Origin of the sequence: Flavobacterium sp., from assembly GCF_031537875.1 — a bacterium.
Lineage (GTDB): Bacteria > Bacteroidota > Bacteroidia > Flavobacteriales > Flavobacteriaceae > Flavobacterium.
The window spans coordinates 62957-81416 of sequence record NZ_JAVKNB010000010.1; the positions used below are offsets into that span (position 1 = coordinate 62957).

Consider the following 18460-nt stretch of genomic DNA (forward strand, 5'->3'; position numbering starts at 1 on the left):
TTTTCAATTTAAAATATACCTCAAATGTCTGATGTTGCTGCTATACAAAGTTTAGTTCAAAAAAGAACAGCGCTAAAAAATGAAATTGCCAAAATTATTGTGGGTCAAGATGCTGTGATTGACCAAATTGTATTGGCTATTTTTTCTGGCGGACATGCTTTGTTAGTAGGGGTTCCAGGTTTAGCCAAAACCTTAATGGTAAATACGTTGGCACAGGCTTTGGGATTGGATTTCAAGCGCATTCAGTTTACGCCAGATTTAATGCCTTCGGATATTTTGGGAAGTGAGATTTTAGATGAAAACAGACAGTTTAAATTCATCAAAGGACCAGTTTTTACCAATATAGTTTTAGCGGATGAAATCAATAGGACGCCTCCTAAAACACAAGCGGCTTTGCTTGAAGCGATGCAGGAACGTTCGGTTACTATTGCGGGTAATCAATATCAGTTGAATTTGCCTTATTTTGTTTTAGCAACTCAAAACCCTATTGAGCAAGAAGGAACTTATCCTTTGCCAGAAGCGCAATTAGACCGATTCATGTTTGCTATTAAATTGGAATACCCCACGTTTCAAGAAGAAGTACAAGTGGTAAAACAAACCACTTCGGATACAAAAAGTGACATATACCCCTTATTTACGGCTCAAGAAATTATCGATTTTCAGCATTTAATTCGCCGCATCCCAGTAGCAGATAATGTCATTGAATATGCAGTAACTTTAGTAAGTAAAACACGTCCAGACAGTCCATTGTCAACTGATTTTGTGAAAAATTATTTGGATTGGGGGGCAGGGCCAAGAGCTTCTCAGAATTTAATTTTGGCTGCCAAAGCACATGCTGCGTTCAATGGGAAATTCTCTCCAGATATCGAAGATGTAAAAGCAGTTGCCATTGGGATTCTGCGCCATCGAATCATTAAAAACTACAAAGCTGACGCCGAAGGAATTACGGAAGAAATCATTATTGATACACTATTATAAACACGATAGATAGTCAGGATGAAATTCAGGATTATTTTTTTATCAAAATGACCTGTTTGACTTTGTAAATACACAGTTATTTTGTTAATTATTTAGTATTTATTAGGTTAAATTGTTCTTTTAATAATTAAATTAAATCTCATTTGTTATTTTGTAATAATAATAAGCGATAGAGCTAGTTTTATTAAATTATTTTTAAATCTCGGCTTTAATTTCTAAATTTGCTAAACATATAAAAACAAAAAATACCCAATATATTATGGCTATTGATAATGCAATGAATCTTTATAACGAATACATTAAAGAAATCGAAGAAAGAAAAGGTCAAGGATTGCATCCAAAACCAATTGATAGTGCTGATTTACTAAGTGAAATCATAGCGCAAATCAAAGACGTTAACAACCCAAATAGAGAAGAATGTCTTTCGTTTTTTATTTATAATACATTGCCTGGAACAACCAGTGCAGCGGGTAAAAAGGCTTATTTCTTAAAAGATATTATTCTTGGAAAAGAAGTGGTAAGTGAAATTACCCCAGCTTTTGCATTTGAATTGTTGTCTCACATGAAAGGTGGAACTTCTATTGAAGTGTTACTAGATTTGGCTTTAGGAAATGATGCAGCAATTGCAAAACAAGCTTCAAATGTTCTTAAAACACAAGTATATCTTTACGATGCCGATACTGATCGTTTGAAAGAAGCGTATGTCAATGGCAACACTGTAGCAAAAGATATTTTGGAAAGCTATGCAAAAGCGGAATTTTTTACAAAATTACCGGAGTTGCCAGAAGAAATTAAAGTAGTTACATTCATTGCTGGTGAAGGTGATATTTCAACCGATTTATTATCTCCAGGAAATCAAGCGCACTCACGTTCAGATCGTGAATTGCATGGTAAATGTATGATTACTCCTCAGGCACAACAAGAGATTCAAGCACTTCAAGCACAACACCCAGATAAAAGTGTGATGTTAATCGCTGAAAAAGGAACAATGGGTGTAGGTTCTTCTAGAATGTCAGGAGTGAACAATGTGGCACTTTGGACAGGGAAAAAAGCAAGTCCATACATTCCGTTTGTAAATATTGCACCAATTGTTGGTGGAACTAATGGAATTTCTCCAATTTTCCTTACTACTGTTGACGTAACAGGTGGTATTGGAATTGATTTGAAAAACTGGGTTAAAAAAGTAGATGGAAACGGTACATTGGTTCGTGATGAAAATGGAGATCCGATTTTAGAACAAGTGTATTCAGTTGCTACAGGAACGGTTTTAACAATCAATACTAAAGCTAAGAAATTATATAATGGTGATAAAGAGTTAATAGATTTATCAAAATCTTTTACACCACAAAAAATTGAATTTATTAAAGCAGGTGGATCGTATGCCATTGTTTTTGGTAAAAAAATTCAAACCTTCGCTTGCAAAGTGTTAGGAATTGATATTCCAACCGTTTTTGCTCCTTCTAAAGAAGTTTCACATGAAGGACAAGGTTTAACTGCAGTTGAGAAAATTTTTAACAAAAATGCGGTTGGAACAACACCTGGAAAAGTATTACATGCAGGTTCAGATGTTCGTGTAGAAGTAAATATTGTTGGTTCGCAAGATACAACTGGATTGATGACTGCCCAAGAATTAGAATCGATGGCAGCTAAAGTGATTTCTCCAATTGTTGACGGAGCATACCAATCAGGATGTCATACTGCTTCGGTTTGGGATAAAAAAGCGCAAGCTAATATTCCGAAATTGATGCAATTTATGAATGATTTTGGATTAATCACTGCACGTGATCCGAAAGGAGTGTATCATCCAATGACAGACGTTATTCACAAAGTATTGAATGATATTACTATTGATGAATGGGCTATCATTATTGGTGGAGACTCGCATACTAGAATGTCTAAGGGAGTTGCTTTTGGGGCTGACTCAGGTACGGTTGCATTGGCTTTAGCTACAGGTGAGGCTTCTATGCCAATTCCGGAATCGGTTAAAGTGACTTTCAAAGGAACAATGAAAGAATACATGGATTTCCGTGATGTAGTTCATGCTACCCAAGCACAAATGTTGCATAAATTTGGAGGAGAAAATGTTTTCCAAGGTAGAATTATCGAAGTGCATATTGGGACATTAACGGCTGATCAAGCATTTACTTTTACGGACTGGTCTGCTGAAATGAAAGCAAAAGCATCTATCTGTATTTCTGAAGACGACACGTTGATTAACTCTTTAGAAATTGCTAAAGGAAGAATCCAAATCATGATTGACAAGGGTATGGATAATTCTAAAAAAGTACTTCAAGGCCTTATCAATAAAGCAAACAAGAGAATTGAGGAAATTAAAACAGGTGATAAACCAGCATTACGTCCTGATTCAAATGCTAAATATTACGCAGAGTTAGAAGTTGATTTAGATGTAATCAACGAACCAATGATTGCGGATCCAGATGTAAATAATAAAGACGTTTCTAAACGTTATACCCACGATACTATCCGACCATTGTCTTTCTACGGAGGAACTAAAAAGGTTGATTTAGGTTTCATTGGTTCTTGTATGGTGCATAAAGGTGATATGAAAATATTAGCTCAAATGCTTAAAAATATCGAGAAACATGAAGGGAAAGTAGAGTTTAAAGCGCCTTTAGTGGTTGCTCCTCCTACTTATAATATCGTTGACGAATTGAAAGCAGAAGGAGACTGGGAAGTGTTGAGAAAATATTCTGGTTTTGAATTTGATGATAACGCACCTAAAGGAACAGCTCGTACTGAGTACGAAAACATGTTGTATTTAGAGCGTCCAGGGTGTAACCTATGTATGGGTAATCAAGAAAAAGCATCTAAAGGAGATACAGTTATGGCAACTTCTACTCGTTTATTCCAAGGAAGAGTTGTAGAGGACACTGCAGAGAAAAAAGGAGAATCATTACTTTCTTCGACTCCAGTAGTGGTTTTATCTACTATTCTAGGAAGAACACCTTCAATAGAAGAATACAAAAAAGCAGTGGAAGGAATTAACTTAACCAAGTTTGCACCGCCACACAAATTGTTAGTTAGGTAACAAATAAGTTATATAAATAATTAAAAAGTCTAAGTAATTTTACTTAGACTTTTTTGTTTTTTACCCATTGAAAAGGTTAATTTCAATTGGTTTTCCCAACTTAAGTGGTCAATTTTATAAATGCTTTAACTTTTTTAGAGATAAAAAGGGCTATCTTTGTAATTCTTGAAATATTCCCGTTTTTCAGTAAAGAAATGATAATTATAAGTCATTTTTTAAGTTTCAAAATCATCGTGATGTTTAAATCGGGTTGAAAATTAAAAACAGAATGAAGTATTACAAACTAATTTTAATTTTATCGTTCCTAACTAGTCTATCAGCTTTCTCTCAAGAAAAATTGATTAAGCATACGGTACAAAAAGGGGAAACTATAACTGCAATAGCCCAAAAATATAAAGTAGATCCAAGTGCGATTTACGAACTCAATCCAGATTGTAGCCGAGTACTAAAATTGGAATCTATTATTTTGATTCCGCGTCAGACTTCAAAAGGAGTAAAAGTAAAAACGGAATCGAAGGTTACTTTAGTTGAAAATACTCATGAGGTACAACCGAAAGAAACATTATTTGGTATCGCAAAGCAATATGAAATTTCTCTGGATGAATTGAATAATGCCAATCCTGAGTTAGCAGAAACAGGTTTGAAAGCGGGACAAAAAATCAAGATTCCTACTAAAGTCAATTCAAATGGTAGCTCAATAACTAAGAAAGAAGCTCCTAAATTTGAACCAAAAAGAGAAGTCGTTCAAAAAGAAAAACAAGAAAAGAGTATTCCTGAACCAGTTGTTACACAAACGGAAACAACAACTCACGAGGTATTGCCATCAGAAACCAAATTTGGGATTGCTAGACAATATGGTATTTCCGTGGCTGATTTGGACAAAGCTAATCCAATATTAGAAAAAGAACCTTTGAAGGCAGGTCAAAAAATTGTAATTCCAGTAAAAGAAGGAAGTGTTACAGTTCCTCCGGTAGTCAAACCAGTTGAGGTGATTGTTTCTAATAAGACAGAAACGAAAGAAAAAACTAAGGAAGTAATTACTGTTGTCAATAAAGAAGTTGCTGTTGAGCAAAATCAAAAAACGATAGTACATGAGGTGCTTCCTAAAGAAACCAAATACGGAATTGCAAAAAAATATGGTATCTCGGTAGCAGAATTAGAAATACAAAATCCATCGATACTTAAAAATTTGTATGTAGGTGCTAAATTGACTATTTCTGGTGCAAAAGAAATTCAAGAAGATGTTGCTGATACAAAAGTTGCAACTTCAGAAAGTAGTAATAGCGTTTCAAATCAAGAGAATCTTACTATTGCGAGTAGTGTTGCTCAATGGAATACGAACGAGGAATTAGCCGATGAATTAATTCGTATGGCATCTGATAATTTAGGATCACGATACCGTGCTGGAGGAACCTCAAAAAATGGGTTTGATTGTTCGGGATTGATGTATTCTACTTTTAGTTCTTTGGATATCAAATTGCCAAGATCTTCTATTGAAATGGCAGCAATTGGGACAAAAGTAGATACAAAAGAGGCTAAAAAAGGCGATTTAATTTTCTTTAAGACAAGAGGAGGAAATCAAATTAATCACGTTGGAATGGTTGTGGAGGTTTGTGATGGTGAAATCCGATTTATTCATTCCTCAACACAAAGTGGTGTTATTATTTCTTCTACCAAAGAAAAATATTACGAGAAAAATTTTACCCAGATTAATAGGGTGTTACAACAATAAACTTCTAATTTTCAACTCCTCAATTTGAGGAGTTTTTTGTTTTAAATAGGTATTGAGCTAATTCTTTGATTTGAAAAACTCAATTTTTGAAAAAAAGTATATCTTTAACCAACCAAAAACTAAAACCAAATAGTATGGAAGAAAATCAATCAGGAGATTTTAAGAGAGAATTAGGATTATTAGACGGAACTATGTTAGTAGTTGGTTCTATGATTGGGTCTGGAATATTCATTGTAAGTGCTGATATTGCAAGACAGGTAGGTTCAGCAGGTTGGTTAACTTTAATTTGGTTAATCTCAGGAATAATTACGATGATTGCTGCAGTAAGTTATGGCGAGTTGAGTGCTATGTTTCCTAAAGCAGGTGGGCAATATGTGTATTTAAAAGAGGCTTATAATAAATTGATCGCCTTTTTGTACGGATGGAGTTTCTTTGCGGTTATTCAGACAGGAACTATTGCAGCTGTAGGGGTAGGTTTTTCAAAATTTGCGGCTTATTTGATTCCGTCTCTAAGTGACGAAAATATCCTATACGAATTAGGTTCTTTTAAATTGAATGTAGCACAAATAGTCTCAATTATTACGATTGCCCTACTTACGTATGTGAATAGTAGAGGAGTAAAAAACAGTAAAATTCTGCAAACCGTTTTAACGGTAATTAAGATTCTATCCTTATTTGGGTTGATTATTTTCGGATTCTTACTAGCCGCTAAAGCTGAAATCTGGAATGCCAATTGGTCAGATGCTTGGAATACACGTTCATTTAATACAGATACGGGGTCGTGGTTGCCAATTGGAGGTACTGCTTTGCTAACAGGGATTTCTGCTGCAATGGTAGGGTCGTTGTTTTCTAGTGATGCTTGGGTAGGAGTAACTTTTATTGCAGGGGAGATAAAAAATCCAAAACGCAATGTAGGTTTGAGTTTGTTTCTAGGGACTTTTATTGTCACAGTGATTTATGTGTTGACTAATTTGATGTATTTAGCCGTAATTCCACTAGACGAAATCGCTACTGCCAAATCAGATAGAGTGGCGGTAGTAGCTTCTCAATATACTTTTGGAGATATGGGAACTATCATCATTGCCTTAATGATTATGATTTCTACTTTTGCTTGTAATAACGGATTGATTATGGCGGGAGCAAGAGTCTATTATACCATGGCTAAAGATGGGTTGTTCTTGAAAAAAGCAGCTAATTTGAATTCGGCAAGTGTGCCAGAATGGGCGCTTTGGGTACAGTGCATTTGGGCTTCTCTTTTATGTTTAACTGGTAAATACGGTGATTTATTAGATTTTGTAATTATCATTGTTTTGATATTTTATATTCTTACCATTTACGGCATTTTTATTCTTCGTAAAAAAATGCCTGAAGTAGAAAGACCTTACAAGGCTTTTGGTTATCCAGTTCTTCCATTAGTTTATATTGTAATAGCTTCTGCGGTATGTGTATCGTTATTAATTACAAAATTCTCCACTTGTGGTTGGGGTGTATTAATTATGCTAACAGGAATCCCGATTTATTACGCTACTAAGCCTAAAGAATAATCTAAAATAGAAAAGCCGTCTCGTTTTACACAAGACGGCTTTTTGAATAATGTGGGGGAGTATGTATTATAAAATAGTATTAACTTCTTCAAAAGGTAACCCCCAAGCTTCGGCAACACCTTGGTAAACAACTTTGCCATTGGCAATGTTTAAACCTTTTTTCAATTCTTCATTTTCATTACAGGCTTTTTTCCATCCTTTATTGGCTAATTGTAACGCATAAGGCAAAGTAGCATTTGTTAATGCCAAAGTAGAAGTATAAGGCACAGCTCCAGGCATATTGGCTACACAATAATGAACAATTCCGTCAATAATGAAAGTCGGATTTTCATGAGTGGTTGGTGTACAAGTTTCAATACAACCTCCTTGATCCACAGCTACGTCTACTACAACAGTACCAGGACTCATCAATTTCAACATATCTTTTGTGATTAAGTGAGGTGCTTTGGCTCCTGGGATTAAAACCGCTCCAATTACTAAATCGGCATCAGCGATAGCCTCGCATATATTGTAATGATTTGACATTAGTGTAGTCACATTAGCAGGCATAACATCATCTAAATAACGTAAACGTGCCAAACTCACATCCATAATAGTCACTTTAGCGCCAAATCCAGCTGCCATTTTTGCTGCTTGAGTTCCAACAATTCCTCCACCTAAAACAACTACTTTAGCAGGATTTACCCCCGGAACTCCTCCTAAAAGAATTCCTTTTCCTTGCATTGGTTTTTCTAAATATTTGGCACCTTCTTGAATAGACATTCTTCCTGCTACTTCAGACATTGGCACCAAAAGAGGCAAACTGCGATCTGATTTTTCTACAGTTTCGTAAGCCAAACAAATTGCATCACGTTCTATCATCGCTTTGGTTAATGGTTCAGATGAAGCAAAGTGAAAATAGGTAAAAACCAATTGGTCTTTTTTAATCAAAGGATATTCAGATGCTATAGGTTCTTTTACTTTAATAATCATTTCGGCAATTTCGTAGACCGCTTCAATAGTTGGTAAAATTTGAGCTCCAGCATTGGTGTAAGCGCTATCGCTAAATCCGCTATTTTCTCCTGCCGTTGACTGTATGTAAACGATATGTCCGTATTTTTTGAATTCAGCTACACCTGCGGGTGTTAAGGCTACACGATTTTCGTTGTTTTTGATTTCTTTAGGAACACCTATTATCATGGTTTATAGTTTTAAAAGTTGGATTTTAAATTCATAACAAATGTATTGATATAGAAAAAATTATTGATATTAAGCATTTAAATAGGTAATTATTTCTTTTAAATTGTATTTTTGTATCATTTATTTCTTTTTGTTATTTGTTTGACGCTTGCAAAAAGAAAAATAATCGCTAAATTGAATTTCTAATTTATTTCATTTTGAACGGTATGATGAATATTGATGCTACTGATAAAAAAATTCTTCGTTTACTACAAGAAGATGCTCATTTAACGTTGAAAGACATTTCAAATAAGATTAATTTGTCATTAACTCCAGTTCACGACAGAGTCAAGCGTTTGGAGCGTGAAGGGGTAATAGAAAAATATGTTTCTATTGTGAATAAAAAGAAACTAGGAATGCACCTTACAGTCTATTGTCAGGTGACTTTAGTAAAGCAAACCCATGATGTATCTGAAGGATTTAATAGTTCTATTTTAAATATGCCTGAAGTAGTAGAGTGTAATTTTGTTTCAGGAAATTTTGACTACCTACTGAAAGTAGTATTGCCAGATATGGATAGTTACCATCATTTTCACCAACAAAAATTATCGGTTTTACCTGAGGTTTCGTTGATTAATAGTTTCTTTATTATTTCGGAAGTGAAGATGACTACAGTTGTGCCAATTTAATAAAAAAGCCATCTAGATTTCTAAGATGGCTTTTTCAACTAAAAGTGGTGTGAATTAAATAATTATTCTAAAAATTTCTCCATTTTGGTTGATCATTTCAATTCGAATGCTCTGATTCTCTTCTTTATTATTTAGTAACTTAGAAATGGTTTCAATATCTGTTGCTTTTATATTGTCAATACTTAAAATGATATTGCCTAAAAGTTCAGTTTCGTATTGTTTCAAATTCTCGTTTGTAATTGATTTGATTTTTACGCCATAATTGAGTCGGAAACGTTTCTTATCCGTAGCGTCAATATTTTCCAACTCTAAACCTTTAAATTCAGTGCTAAAGAATTCATTTTTACTTAAAATTACCGGAACAAGTTTTCTATTTCCATCTCTAATAATGGTAACCGCTACTTTATCATTCGGACGTTTGGTATTAATATAACCCGATAAGTCAGCAAAAGTAGCCACCGATTGATTGTCTAATTTTACGATGATATCTCCTTTTTGAAGTCCAGCTTTTTCTGCACCTGAACGTTTAGTTACTTTGCTAACATAAAAACCTTCGGTTTGTGAAACCCCTAATTCTTTAGAAGATTTAGCATTTAATTCCCCTCCTTCAACACCTAGAATTCCTCTTTGTACGTTGCCATACTCCATAATATCTTCGATTATTTTTCGGGTAATATTGGAAGGTACTGCAAAAGAATACCCTGTATAACTTCCTGTAGGGGAGCTAATCATGGTATTAATACCAATTAATTCTCCACGGGTGTTGACTAAAGCACCTCCACTGTTACCAGGATTGACTGCAGCATCTGTTTGAATAAAAGATTGGATTCCGCTAGTGTCTAGATTTCTTGCTTTGGCAGAAACTATTCCAGCTGTTACAGTAGAAGTTAAATTGTACGGATTTCCAACAGCTAATACCCATTCGCCCACTTTTACCGAATCAGAATTGGCAAACGCCGTATACGGTAATTTTTCGTCAGCATTAATTTTTAACAAAGCAATATCCATTTTGGAGTCGGTTCCAATGAGTTTTGCCTTATATGATTTTTTGTTGTTTAATGTAATTTCGATTTCAGTTGCATCTTTTATCACGTGATTATTGGTAACAATATAACCGTCTTCGGAGATGATTACTCCTGATCCGGTACCAATTTGTTCTTGTTGCTGACTGCCTCCATAACCATAAAAGAATTCCATAATAGGATTAGAAACGGTTCTTCTAGAAACGTTTTTCACATGAACTACAGTATGGATGGTTTTCTCGGCAGACTCAGTAAAATCTACATTTTCAGGAGAAAAACCTACGCGTTTTCCATAATAATCGTTTGCAACGGTAACTAATCCATCTTTGTTTTTTGAAAAATAACCATCTTGGTCAAAGAGTAATTTATAAGCACTTAAGGTTACAGCTCCACTTAATAGGGAAACTAAAAATAGATTTGAAAAGCGATTCATAATAGTATTCGTTTTTAAATTATTGAGGTAAATTTAAAAGAGAAATTGTTTTATAAAAAACAGTTTAACGCTCTTTAACAATGATTAACATTTCATTAATAGTTCGTACTTTTGTGTTTTAGAACCAAAGAAAATGCAATTAGATTTTTATAAATACCAAGGTACCGGAAATGATTTTGTAATGATTGATAATCGTTTCAATACTTTTCCTAAAGAGAATACGCAATTAGTAGCGCATTTATGTGATCGCCGTTTTGGGATAGGTGCTGACGGACTTATTTTACTCGATAACGATACGGATACCGATTTTAGAATGGTGTATTACAATTCAGATGGCAATTTGAGTTCAATGTGTGGTAATGGTGGGCGTTGTTTAGTAGCTTTTGCCAAAAAATTAAATGTTATTCAAAACGAAACTACTTTTATTGCAACTGATGGATTGCATTATGCTACAGTGGGAAATGATGGGATTGTTTCATTACAAATGATTGATGTTGAAGCGATAAACAACACTTCGGAATATTCTTTTTTAAATACAGGATCTCCACATCATGTACAACTAGTTGATGATTTGGAACACTTTAATGTGAAAGATAATGGAGCTGCAATTCGTTATGGTGAACTATATGGAAAAGAAGGTAGTAATATCAATTTTGTAAAGAAAATTGACGAGGCTACTTTCTCTTTGAGAACCTATGAAAGAGGGGTTGAAGACGAAACGTTGGCTTGTGGTACTGGAGCTACTGCAGTTGCTATTGCTATGAATGCTACAGGACAAACAGATTTGAATGTCATCAATTTAAATGTTGAAGGAGGAAAATTAGCGGTTTCTTTTGAAAAAATAGATGGGAAATATACCAACGTGTTTTTGAAAGGTCCTGCCGAATTTGTTTTCAAAGGAACAATCGAAATATAATCAGGCTATGATAACCCTAACAGGCGAAAATATTTACCTCAGAGCGCTTGAACCGAATGATTTGGAGTTTGTCTATGCCATGGAGAACGACCAAAGTATTTGGGAAGTGAGCAACACACAAACGCCTTATAGTCGGTTTTTAGTGAAACAATACTTGGAAAATGCGCATCAAGATATTTATGAAGCCAAACAATTGCGATTGGCGATTTGCCAAGACCAAGATTTTCCAGCTTTAGGGTTGATTGATTTATTTGATTTTGATCCTCAAAATAGAAGAGCTGGAATAGGTATTGTAATTCAAGCTGTAGAAAACAGGAAGCAAAATATTGGGTCAGAAGCATTAGAGTTGTTAATCAAATATGCCTTTCATCATTTGAATTTACATCAATTGTTTGCAAATATTGCAACAGAAAATACGGCTAGTCTAGCACTTTTTACTAAATTTGGATTTGAAAAAATAGGCGTTAAAAAAGATTGGACTTTAGTTAATGGCCGTTTTAAAGACGAAGCTCTTTTTCAATTAGTTAATCATTCATTTTAAAAATACAATTTTGAATATAAAAAAAATCATCACTACAGTTAGTATCGTTTTAATTTCAGTCTTAATGATTTACGGACTGATATTAGTACGTCAAATATTTTCAGACAATACTAAATTCGAAGAGAATGAAGTCTATGTTTACGTGCCAACGGGTTCTGATTATGAAGCAGTTAAAAAGATAGTGGAACCATATGTTGTGGATATGGATCGATTTGATGCAGTAGCGAATAAAAAGAAATACCCAAACAATGTAAAGCCAGGAAAATTTTTATTCAAAAAAGGGATGAATAGTAACGAATTGATTAATGCGCTACGTATTAATAATGAGGTGAAACTATCTTTCAATAATCAAGAACGTTTAGAGGATTTTGCAGGGCGAATAGGTTCTGAAATCGAAGCAGATAGTGTCTCGTTATTGGCTGCTATTAAAGATTCTACTTTCTTAAAAGAAAATGGGTTTAACGAAGAAAATGTGTTGACCATGTTCATCCCGAATACGTATGAATTGTATTGGAATACAACAGCTACAAAGTTTCGCGATAAAATGATTAAGGAATACCGTAATTATTGGAATGAAGAACGTGTTGCAAAAGCGAAAGCGCAAGGTTTAACACCAATTGAAGCTACTATTTTGGCTTCAATAGTACATAAGGAATCAGTTAAAAAAGATGAAAGACCTAGAATTGCAGGGGTATATTTGAATCGTTTGCATAAGGGTATTTTGTTGCAGGCAGATCCAACGGTGATATATGCAGTTAAAAAGAAATCAAACGATTTTAATCAGGTAATTAAAAGAGTTTTGAATAAAGATTTACAAGTTGCCTCTCCATATAATACCTATTATAGTGCGGGATTACCTCCAGGGCCAATTGCGATGCCAGATATTACTGCGATTGAGGCAGTATTGAATCCAGAAAAACACAATTATATCTATTTTTGTGCTAGTGTAGAACGTTTTGGATACCATGATTTTGCGGTAACTCAAGCAGAACACGAACAAAATGCTAAAAAATATTACAATTGGATTAATAGTCAAGGAGTGAAAAGATAATTTTTAGGCGAAAAACAGAATGTTTTTCGCCTTTTTTAAAACTATTAACGGCAATAAAATAATTAAAAAGGGCTTTTTAGAGCTCTTTTTTTATGTGTTTTTATGAAATGAAAAATTGTGGCGCTAACGTTTGAGTACTAGGGTTGCCAATGTTTCTAAAAGGGTAAAAAATTGTTTTTAGAAAACTTTAACAGCCTGATTTTAAGCATTGTATTTTTTGTTGTATATTTGCACCGTAGAAATTTCTGAATGGGACAGCGTTTAGAAGAAAAACAATTTATGATAAAGAAATGGCATTTTTATTCCACTTTACTACTAATTATCGCTTTTTTAAGCTCAGGTTTTAAACCTTTTAACTTAGATTCCAACACTTGGTTTCTAACCGATGGAACAGACAAATCCGACTACTTATTTCCATCTCAAAAACAAGAAGATTACGCTAAATTGAATATTCCTTTTACAGCCAATTTCTTTATTGGTTACAAAGAAGCTATTGCTTACAAAGAATCTCAAGGTAAATACAAAAAAATAAACACTTTAGGTTATTTAGGTAAGTATCAATTTGGTCCAGAAACACTACGCACCATTGGTGTTTACAATAATTCCGCTTTTTTGAATAACCCTGATTTGCAAGAAAAGGCTTTTTTGACTCTTTTAGCAAAAAACAAATGGTTGTTGCGTAATGAAATTGAAAAATATGAAGGGAGTGTGATTAATGGTATTCATATTACGGAGTCTGGAATTTTAGCAGCGGCACATCTAGGAGGTGTTCGTTCAGTAAAAAGATATTTCAGAACTAATGGGAAACGTTATTTTAGAGATGCTTATGGAACGTCTATTATTAGTTATATGAAAGCTTTTGGAGGGTATGATACTTCTTTTATAGAGCCAGATAGCAATGCTAATGTTGATGACATATAAGTACAAGCAATCTTATAAAAAAAGCCACTAATTAATTAGTGGCTTTTTTTTGAATAATTTGATTACCTGATTTTGATAATTTCACCATCCGATTTTATTACGATTCGTTTGACTTCTTTGTCTTTTTTGATCTTAATATTGTACTGTTTATTCATAACATCTCCTGATTCTTGAGTGTACAAAAATTTGTCATTTACAATAGTCCATTTAGGATATGTTCTGTAAATAGAATAAATTACTTGGGTTGGAAGTATGACATTTTTGTAATTTTCAACAACACGAGTTAATTTTCCTTTTTCATCATAAGTTGCGGCCAACTGACCGTTTTTTCCTTTCATTACTAAAAGGTATTCTTCATATCCTTCATTTTCTTTTCCAAGATCGTAGGCTATGAATTTTTCTTCGATAGCTCTTACTCTTTGGTCGGGATTATTATCCGGAAGGTAAATAGAAAAGTCTTTGCCTACTCGTTTGATTACTACTCCTGGTAATTCGATTGCTTTGATCTGACCTTTTTCTTGAGCATAAGATGTAGCAGTTAATGCTAAGAACAGTAAAATAATACTACTTGATTTCATAATTTTCATGTTTAAATTAATATTGATTGTGTTTAAATGAATTAAAATAATGGTGTAAGGTTTTTAGTTTTCTTCCCCTTTTGGTTAATTATTTAATGACACATCAATAGGTAATTGAAAATAGTATGATTTGGAGCAGTACATTCTCATTTTAGAGAGAGAATACAAGTAAAAATAAATCTAATAATTGAATTATTGCGTTAATAAAATATTAATATTTTGATATTCAGTGGTTTGAAAATAAAAAAACAGCCTACTGGCTGTTTTTTTATTTTGAATAGTTAGAAGGTTTAATCTATTAAAATTTCTAATATTTTGATCGCGGCTTCACTAATTTTAGTTCCTGGGCCAAATACAGCTACTGCACCTGCATCAAATAAGAATTGGTAATCTTGTGCTGGAATTACGCCTCCTACTACTACCATAATATCTTCTCGTCCGTATTTTTTTAGTTCTTCAATAACTTGTGGGACTAATGTTTTATGACCGGCTGCTAATGAAGATACGCCTAGAATATGAACATCATTTTCAACGGCTTGTTTAGCGGCTTCCGCAGGAGTTTGGAATAATGGACCGATGTCCACATCAAAACCTACATCGGCATAACCTGTTGCTACCACCTTAGCACCACGGTCGTGTCCATCTTGTCCCATTTTTGCAATCATAATTCGAGGTCTTCTACCTTCTTTTTCTGCAAAAATATTGGCTAATTGTTTTGCTTTTTCAAAACTTTCGTCGTTTTTTATTTCTTTACTATACACGCCACTAAAAGATTTAATTTGTGCTTTATATCTTCCGAAAATTGTTTCTAATGCATCGCTAATTTCTCCTAAAGTTGCTCTGTTTCTAGCTGCTTCTACGGCAATTTCTAATAAATTTCCCTTACCAGTTTTGGCACACAGAATTAATTTATCCAATGCAACTTTTACTTTTTCAGAATCTCGAGTTGATTTGATGCGTTCCAATTGTTCTAATTGTTGTCTACGCACCATTTGGTTGTCTACGTCTAAAATTTGAAGCGGATCTTCTTTCTCTAAACGGTATTGATTGACACCAACTATTATGTCTTGTCCACTATCAATTCGGGCTTGTTTTCTTGCTGCAGCTTCTTCAATTCTTAGTTTTGGAATTCCAGATTCAATAGCTTTAGTCATACCGCCTAATTCTTCTACTTCCTCGATTAACTTCCAAGCACTTTGAGCGATTTCATGGGTCAAATTTTCTACATAGTAGCTTCCTGCCCATGGATCCACTGTTTTAGTGATTTTAGTTTCGTCTTGTAGATACAATTGGGTGTTTCTAGCAATTCTAGCTGAGAAATCCGTTGGTAGAGCAATGGCTTCGTCTAGCGCGTTGGTGTGTAGCGATTGGGTTCCTCCAAAAGCCGCCGCTGCTGCCTCAATACAAGTTCGAGCTACATTATTAAAAGGATCTTGTTCGGTTAAACTCCAACCCGATGTTTGGCAATGGGTGCGCAATGCTAATGATTTATCATCTTTAGGTTCAAATTGTTTGACCAATTTTGCCCAAATCATTCGTCCCGCACGCATCTTAGCAATTTCCATGAAATGATTCATTCCAATTGCCCAAAAGAACGAAAGTCTCGGAGCAAATTCGTCAATCTTCATTCCTGCTGCTAAACCAGTTCGGATGTATTCTAAACCATCAGCTAGCGTGTATGCCAACTCAATATCGGCTGTAGCTCCTGCTTCTTGCATGTGATAGCCTGAAATTGAAATCGAATTAAATTTAGGCATGTTTTTGCTGGTGTATTCAAATATATCAGCGATTATTTTCATAGAAGGAGTAGGTGGGTAGATGTACGTATTTCTAACCATGAACTCTTTTAAAATGTCATTTTGTATTGTTCCAGAAAGTTTGTCTGGAGTTACACCTTGTTCTTCGGCTGCTACGATATAAAAAGCCATAATAGGAAGTACGGCTCCATTCATAGTCATCGAAACTGACATTTCGTCTAGTGGTATCTGGTCAAACAAAACCTTCATGTCTTCCACCGAATCGATAGCAACACCAGCTTTTCCAACGTCTCCTACAACACGTTCGTGATCCGAATCGTAGCCACGATGAGTAGGTAAATCAAAAGCAATAGAAAGACCTTTTTGACCAGCGGCTAAATTACGTCGGTAGAAGGCATTACTTTCTTCGGCGGTTGAAAAACCTGCGTATTGGCGTACTGTCCAAGGGCGACGTACATACATTGTAGCATAAGGACCTCTTAAATTAGGGGCAAATCCTGCTCCAAAATCCAAATGCTCTAATGGTTGAAGGTCTTCTGGAGTATAGTTTTGTTTCAAATCAATACCTTCTGCAGTTTGAAAATTAGCGCTTGCTGTATTTTTAACTGGCGAGTTTTTTTCGGATTGAATTTGAATATGTTGAAGGTCTTTTCTTTTCATTTTGGTGACAAATTTCTATTTGACAATGTGTTTTAGGATACTAAACAATTACTCTTTTTCTAATCGTTCTTGTTCTAGTTTTTCAGCTAATCGTCTTTCAATGATCGGGGTGATAAGTGTTTTTCTAGGTTTGATTTTAACGAATGGAAAAAGTTCTAAATCGTGTTTCATACGATCGTCTTTGTTAGCGTGTTTATTGGTTCCCAATAAAATTTCTTTTCCGTTGTCAAATAAGTCTTGTTCTTTATCAGCGCTTTCTTGAATTTTTCTTTTGATGATTCCTTCATTAAGTTGTTTTAAGAATCCGCCATTAGCTTCAATATCCTTGAACAACGTTAAGGCTTTGTCTGTCAATTGCTGGGTCAGGCTTTCGATATAATAACTTCCATCCGAGGGATTGTTAACTTTATCAAAATGACTTTCGTTTTTCAGAATTAACAATTGGTTTCGAGCAATTCGATCTCCAAATTCATTGTCTTTATGATACAAAGCATCATAAGGTAAATTAGCAATTGTGTCAGCACCCCCGATAATTGCACTCATACATTCGGTTGTGGTGCGGAGCATATTGACATTGTAATCGTACAATGTTTTGTTTCTTTTTGTTGGGGTAACCAATAAGTGACACGACCAGTTCGGATTGTAGGCTGCCGCAATTGTATTAAAAAGCAATCGAATAGCTTTTAGTTTAGCAATTTCAAAAAAGTAATTAGTTCCTACAGCGACTTCAATTACGATGGGTTGAGGTATCGCATCCAATCGGTTAAAATATTCATTAGTGTGCGCCAATGTGTACGCAATTTGTTGTACAATGGTAGCTCCTGCATTTTGATATAAAGTACCATTAACACTAATAAGTGAAAGAGATTCAGCTTGTTTTGTAAGTATATTTAAGGTGTCGAAATTGCTTTTTTCAGTAGTGGTGAACCAATTTCCATCTTTGGCTAATTGACCGATTGGGTCAATATTACAAAAAATAGTAGCTTTCTTTGCTTTAGCAATAGCTTCTAATTTTTGAACGAAATCGATTGAAATAAAATTCAAATGAAAGAAAATAGGAGTATTTTCTAAAGGCAACTTTTCTAATAGTTGAGCCACATCAACAGATTCGTCTTCGATAGTAAAACGAATACTTTCTGCACCACGATTCAAACTATCTAAAGCGCGTTCAATAGATTTGTTTAAGTCGTGTACAAAGATATTTTGACAAATTTTAAATTCAGAAGCTTTGGTAGCAACAGAAAGCACTTCTTTAACATCTTCTTGATCATAAAATGGCTTGACCTTAATGTCTTCTGGAGAATTCCAAATCAAGGTGTCATTATAATCAGCTCCTTTGAGTTCGAACTGAATTTTTTGTTTCCATTCTTTGGCAGAAACAGGGGCGAAATCATTAAAAAGATGTTTCATTTGTTTTATTTTTTGTTCTGA

The 18460-nt window shown here is 34.4% G+C and carries 14 protein-coding genes; 9 read left to right on the forward strand and 5 right to left on the reverse strand.

Annotated elements, in window-relative coordinates; translation table 11 throughout:
* Nucleotides 1–24: 24 nt before the first annotated feature.
* From RMR09_RS05475 to RMR09_RS05490, 4 genes are all read left to right on the forward strand, one after another.
* On the forward strand, nucleotides 25–978 hold the full coding sequence (locus RMR09_RS05475; RefSeq protein ID WP_310594792.1) for a MoxR family ATPase: 954 nt from the start codon (nucleotides 25–27) through the stop codon (nucleotides 976–978).
* Nucleotides 979–1255: 277 nt separating this feature from the next.
* Nucleotides 1256–4027, forward strand: coding sequence for a bifunctional aconitate hydratase 2/2-methylisocitrate dehydratase (locus RMR09_RS05480; protein WP_310595130.1), 2772 nt, complete (start codon nucleotides 1256–1258; stop codon nucleotides 4025–4027).
* A 268-nt stretch (nucleotides 4028–4295) separates the two neighbouring features.
* Nucleotides 4296–5759 (forward strand): LysM peptidoglycan-binding domain-containing protein, encoded by a 1464-nt coding sequence (locus tag RMR09_RS05485; protein WP_310594793.1) that lies wholly within the window; start codon nucleotides 4296–4298, stop codon nucleotides 5757–5759.
* A 134-nt stretch (nucleotides 5760–5893) separates the two neighbouring features.
* A complete protein-coding gene (locus RMR09_RS05490; protein WP_310594794.1) occupies nucleotides 5894–7303 on the forward strand; it encodes an amino acid permease in 1410 nt (469 codons plus the stop codon).
* Nucleotides 7304–7369: 66 nt separating this feature from the next.
* Here the strand turns inward: RMR09_RS05490 and ald are convergent, their stop codons facing one another.
* Complete coding sequence (ald, locus tag RMR09_RS05495) at nucleotides 7370–8482, reverse strand: alanine dehydrogenase (protein WP_310594795.1); 1113 nt, start codon at nucleotides 8480–8482, stop codon at nucleotides 7370–7372.
* A 206-nt stretch (nucleotides 8483–8688) separates the two neighbouring features.
* On the opposite strand from ald, the gene RMR09_RS05500 reads away from it, so the two are divergent.
* The gene (locus RMR09_RS05500) at nucleotides 8689–9150 is read left to right on the forward strand and encodes an Lrp/AsnC family transcriptional regulator (protein ID WP_310594796.1); all 462 of its coding nucleotides are present in this window, start codon (nucleotides 8689–8691) and stop codon (nucleotides 9148–9150) included.
* 54 nt (nucleotides 9151–9204) lie between these two features.
* Here the strand turns inward: RMR09_RS05500 and RMR09_RS05505 are convergent, their stop codons facing one another.
* Nucleotides 9205–10605 (reverse strand): trypsin-like peptidase domain-containing protein, encoded by a 1401-nt coding sequence (locus tag RMR09_RS05505; RefSeq protein WP_310594797.1) that lies wholly within the window; start codon nucleotides 10603–10605, stop codon nucleotides 9205–9207.
* Nucleotides 10606–10738: 133 nt separating this feature from the next.
* Here RMR09_RS05505 and dapF point away from each other — a divergent pair, with 133 nt between their 5' ends.
* The 4 genes from dapF (at nucleotide 10739) to RMR09_RS05525 (ending at nucleotide 14034) form a co-directional block, all read left to right on the forward strand.
* A complete protein-coding gene (dapF, locus tag RMR09_RS05510; RefSeq protein WP_310594798.1) occupies nucleotides 10739–11521 on the forward strand; it encodes a diaminopimelate epimerase in 783 nt (260 codons plus the stop codon).
* A 7-nt stretch (nucleotides 11522–11528) separates the two neighbouring features.
* Nucleotides 11529–12062, forward strand: a complete 534-nt coding sequence (locus RMR09_RS05515; RefSeq protein WP_310594799.1) for a GNAT family protein — start codon at nucleotides 11529–11531, stop codon at nucleotides 12060–12062.
* A 10-nt stretch (nucleotides 12063–12072) separates the two neighbouring features.
* The gene (mltG, locus tag RMR09_RS05520; protein ID WP_310594800.1) at nucleotides 12073–13113 is read left to right on the forward strand and encodes an endolytic transglycosylase MltG; all 1041 of its coding nucleotides are present in this window, start codon (nucleotides 12073–12075) and stop codon (nucleotides 13111–13113) included.
* Between the two features lie 249 nt (nucleotides 13114–13362).
* Entirely contained in the window at nucleotides 13363–14034 is a 672-nt protein-coding gene (locus RMR09_RS05525; RefSeq protein WP_310594801.1) for a peptidoglycan-binding protein LysM, read from the forward strand.
* Between the two features lie 62 nt (nucleotides 14035–14096).
* Here the strand turns inward: RMR09_RS05525 and RMR09_RS05530 are convergent, their stop codons facing one another.
* From RMR09_RS05530 to RMR09_RS05540, 3 genes are all read right to left on the reverse strand, one after another.
* Nucleotides 14097–14612, reverse strand: a complete 516-nt coding sequence (locus RMR09_RS05530) for a hypothetical protein (protein ID WP_310594802.1) — start codon at nucleotides 14610–14612, stop codon at nucleotides 14097–14099.
* A gap of 290 nt (nucleotides 14613–14902) precedes the next feature.
* Entirely contained in the window at nucleotides 14903–17029 is a 2127-nt protein-coding gene (gene scpA, locus RMR09_RS05535) for a methylmalonyl-CoA mutase (protein WP_310594803.1), read from the reverse strand.
* A 48-nt stretch (nucleotides 17030–17077) separates the two neighbouring features.
* Complete coding sequence (locus RMR09_RS05540; protein ID WP_310594804.1) at nucleotides 17078–18439, reverse strand: methylmalonyl-CoA mutase subunit beta; 1362 nt, start codon at nucleotides 18437–18439, stop codon at nucleotides 17078–17080.
* Between the last annotated feature and the right edge of the window lie 21 nt (nucleotides 18440–18460).

Coding starts and splice junctions, on each gene's coding strand:
- ald (WP_310594795.1), bottom strand. CDS start 8,482: ATGATAATAGGTGTTCCTAAAGAAATCAAAAACAACGAAAATCGTGTA.
- dapF (WP_310594798.1), top strand. CDS start 10,739: ATGCAATTAGATTTTTATAAATACCAAGGTACCGGAAATGATTTTGTA.
- RMR09_RS05485 (WP_310594793.1), top strand. CDS start 4,296: ATGAAGTATTACAAACTAATTTTAATTTTATCGTTCCTAACTAGTCTA.
- RMR09_RS05480 (WP_310595130.1), top strand. CDS start 1,256: ATGAATCTTTATAACGAATACATTAAAGAAATCGAAGAAAGAAAAGGT.
- scpA (WP_310594803.1), bottom strand. CDS start 17,029: ATGAAAAGAAAAGACCTTCAACATATTCAAATTCAATCCGAAAAAAAC.
- RMR09_RS05490 (WP_310594794.1), top strand. CDS start 5,894: ATGGAAGAAAATCAATCAGGAGATTTTAAGAGAGAATTAGGATTATTA.
- RMR09_RS05505 (WP_310594797.1), bottom strand. CDS start 10,605: ATGAATCGCTTTTCAAATCTATTTTTAGTTTCCCTATTAAGTGGAGCT.
- RMR09_RS05500 (WP_310594796.1), top strand. CDS start 8,689: ATGATGAATATTGATGCTACTGATAAAAAAATTCTTCGTTTACTACAA.
- RMR09_RS05515 (WP_310594799.1), top strand. CDS start 11,529: ATGATAACCCTAACAGGCGAAAATATTTACCTCAGAGCGCTTGAACCG.
- RMR09_RS05530 (WP_310594802.1), bottom strand. CDS start 14,612: ATGAAATCAAGTAGTATTATTTTACTGTTCTTAGCATTAACTGCTACA.
- RMR09_RS05540 (WP_310594804.1), bottom strand. CDS start 18,439: ATGAAACATCTTTTTAATGATTTCGCCCCTGTTTCTGCCAAAGAATGG.
- RMR09_RS05475 (WP_310594792.1), top strand. CDS start 25: ATGTCTGATGTTGCTGCTATACAAAGTTTAGTTCAAAAAAGAACAGCG.
- RMR09_RS05525 (WP_310594801.1), top strand. CDS start 13,363: ATGGGACAGCGTTTAGAAGAAAAACAATTTATGATAAAGAAATGGCAT.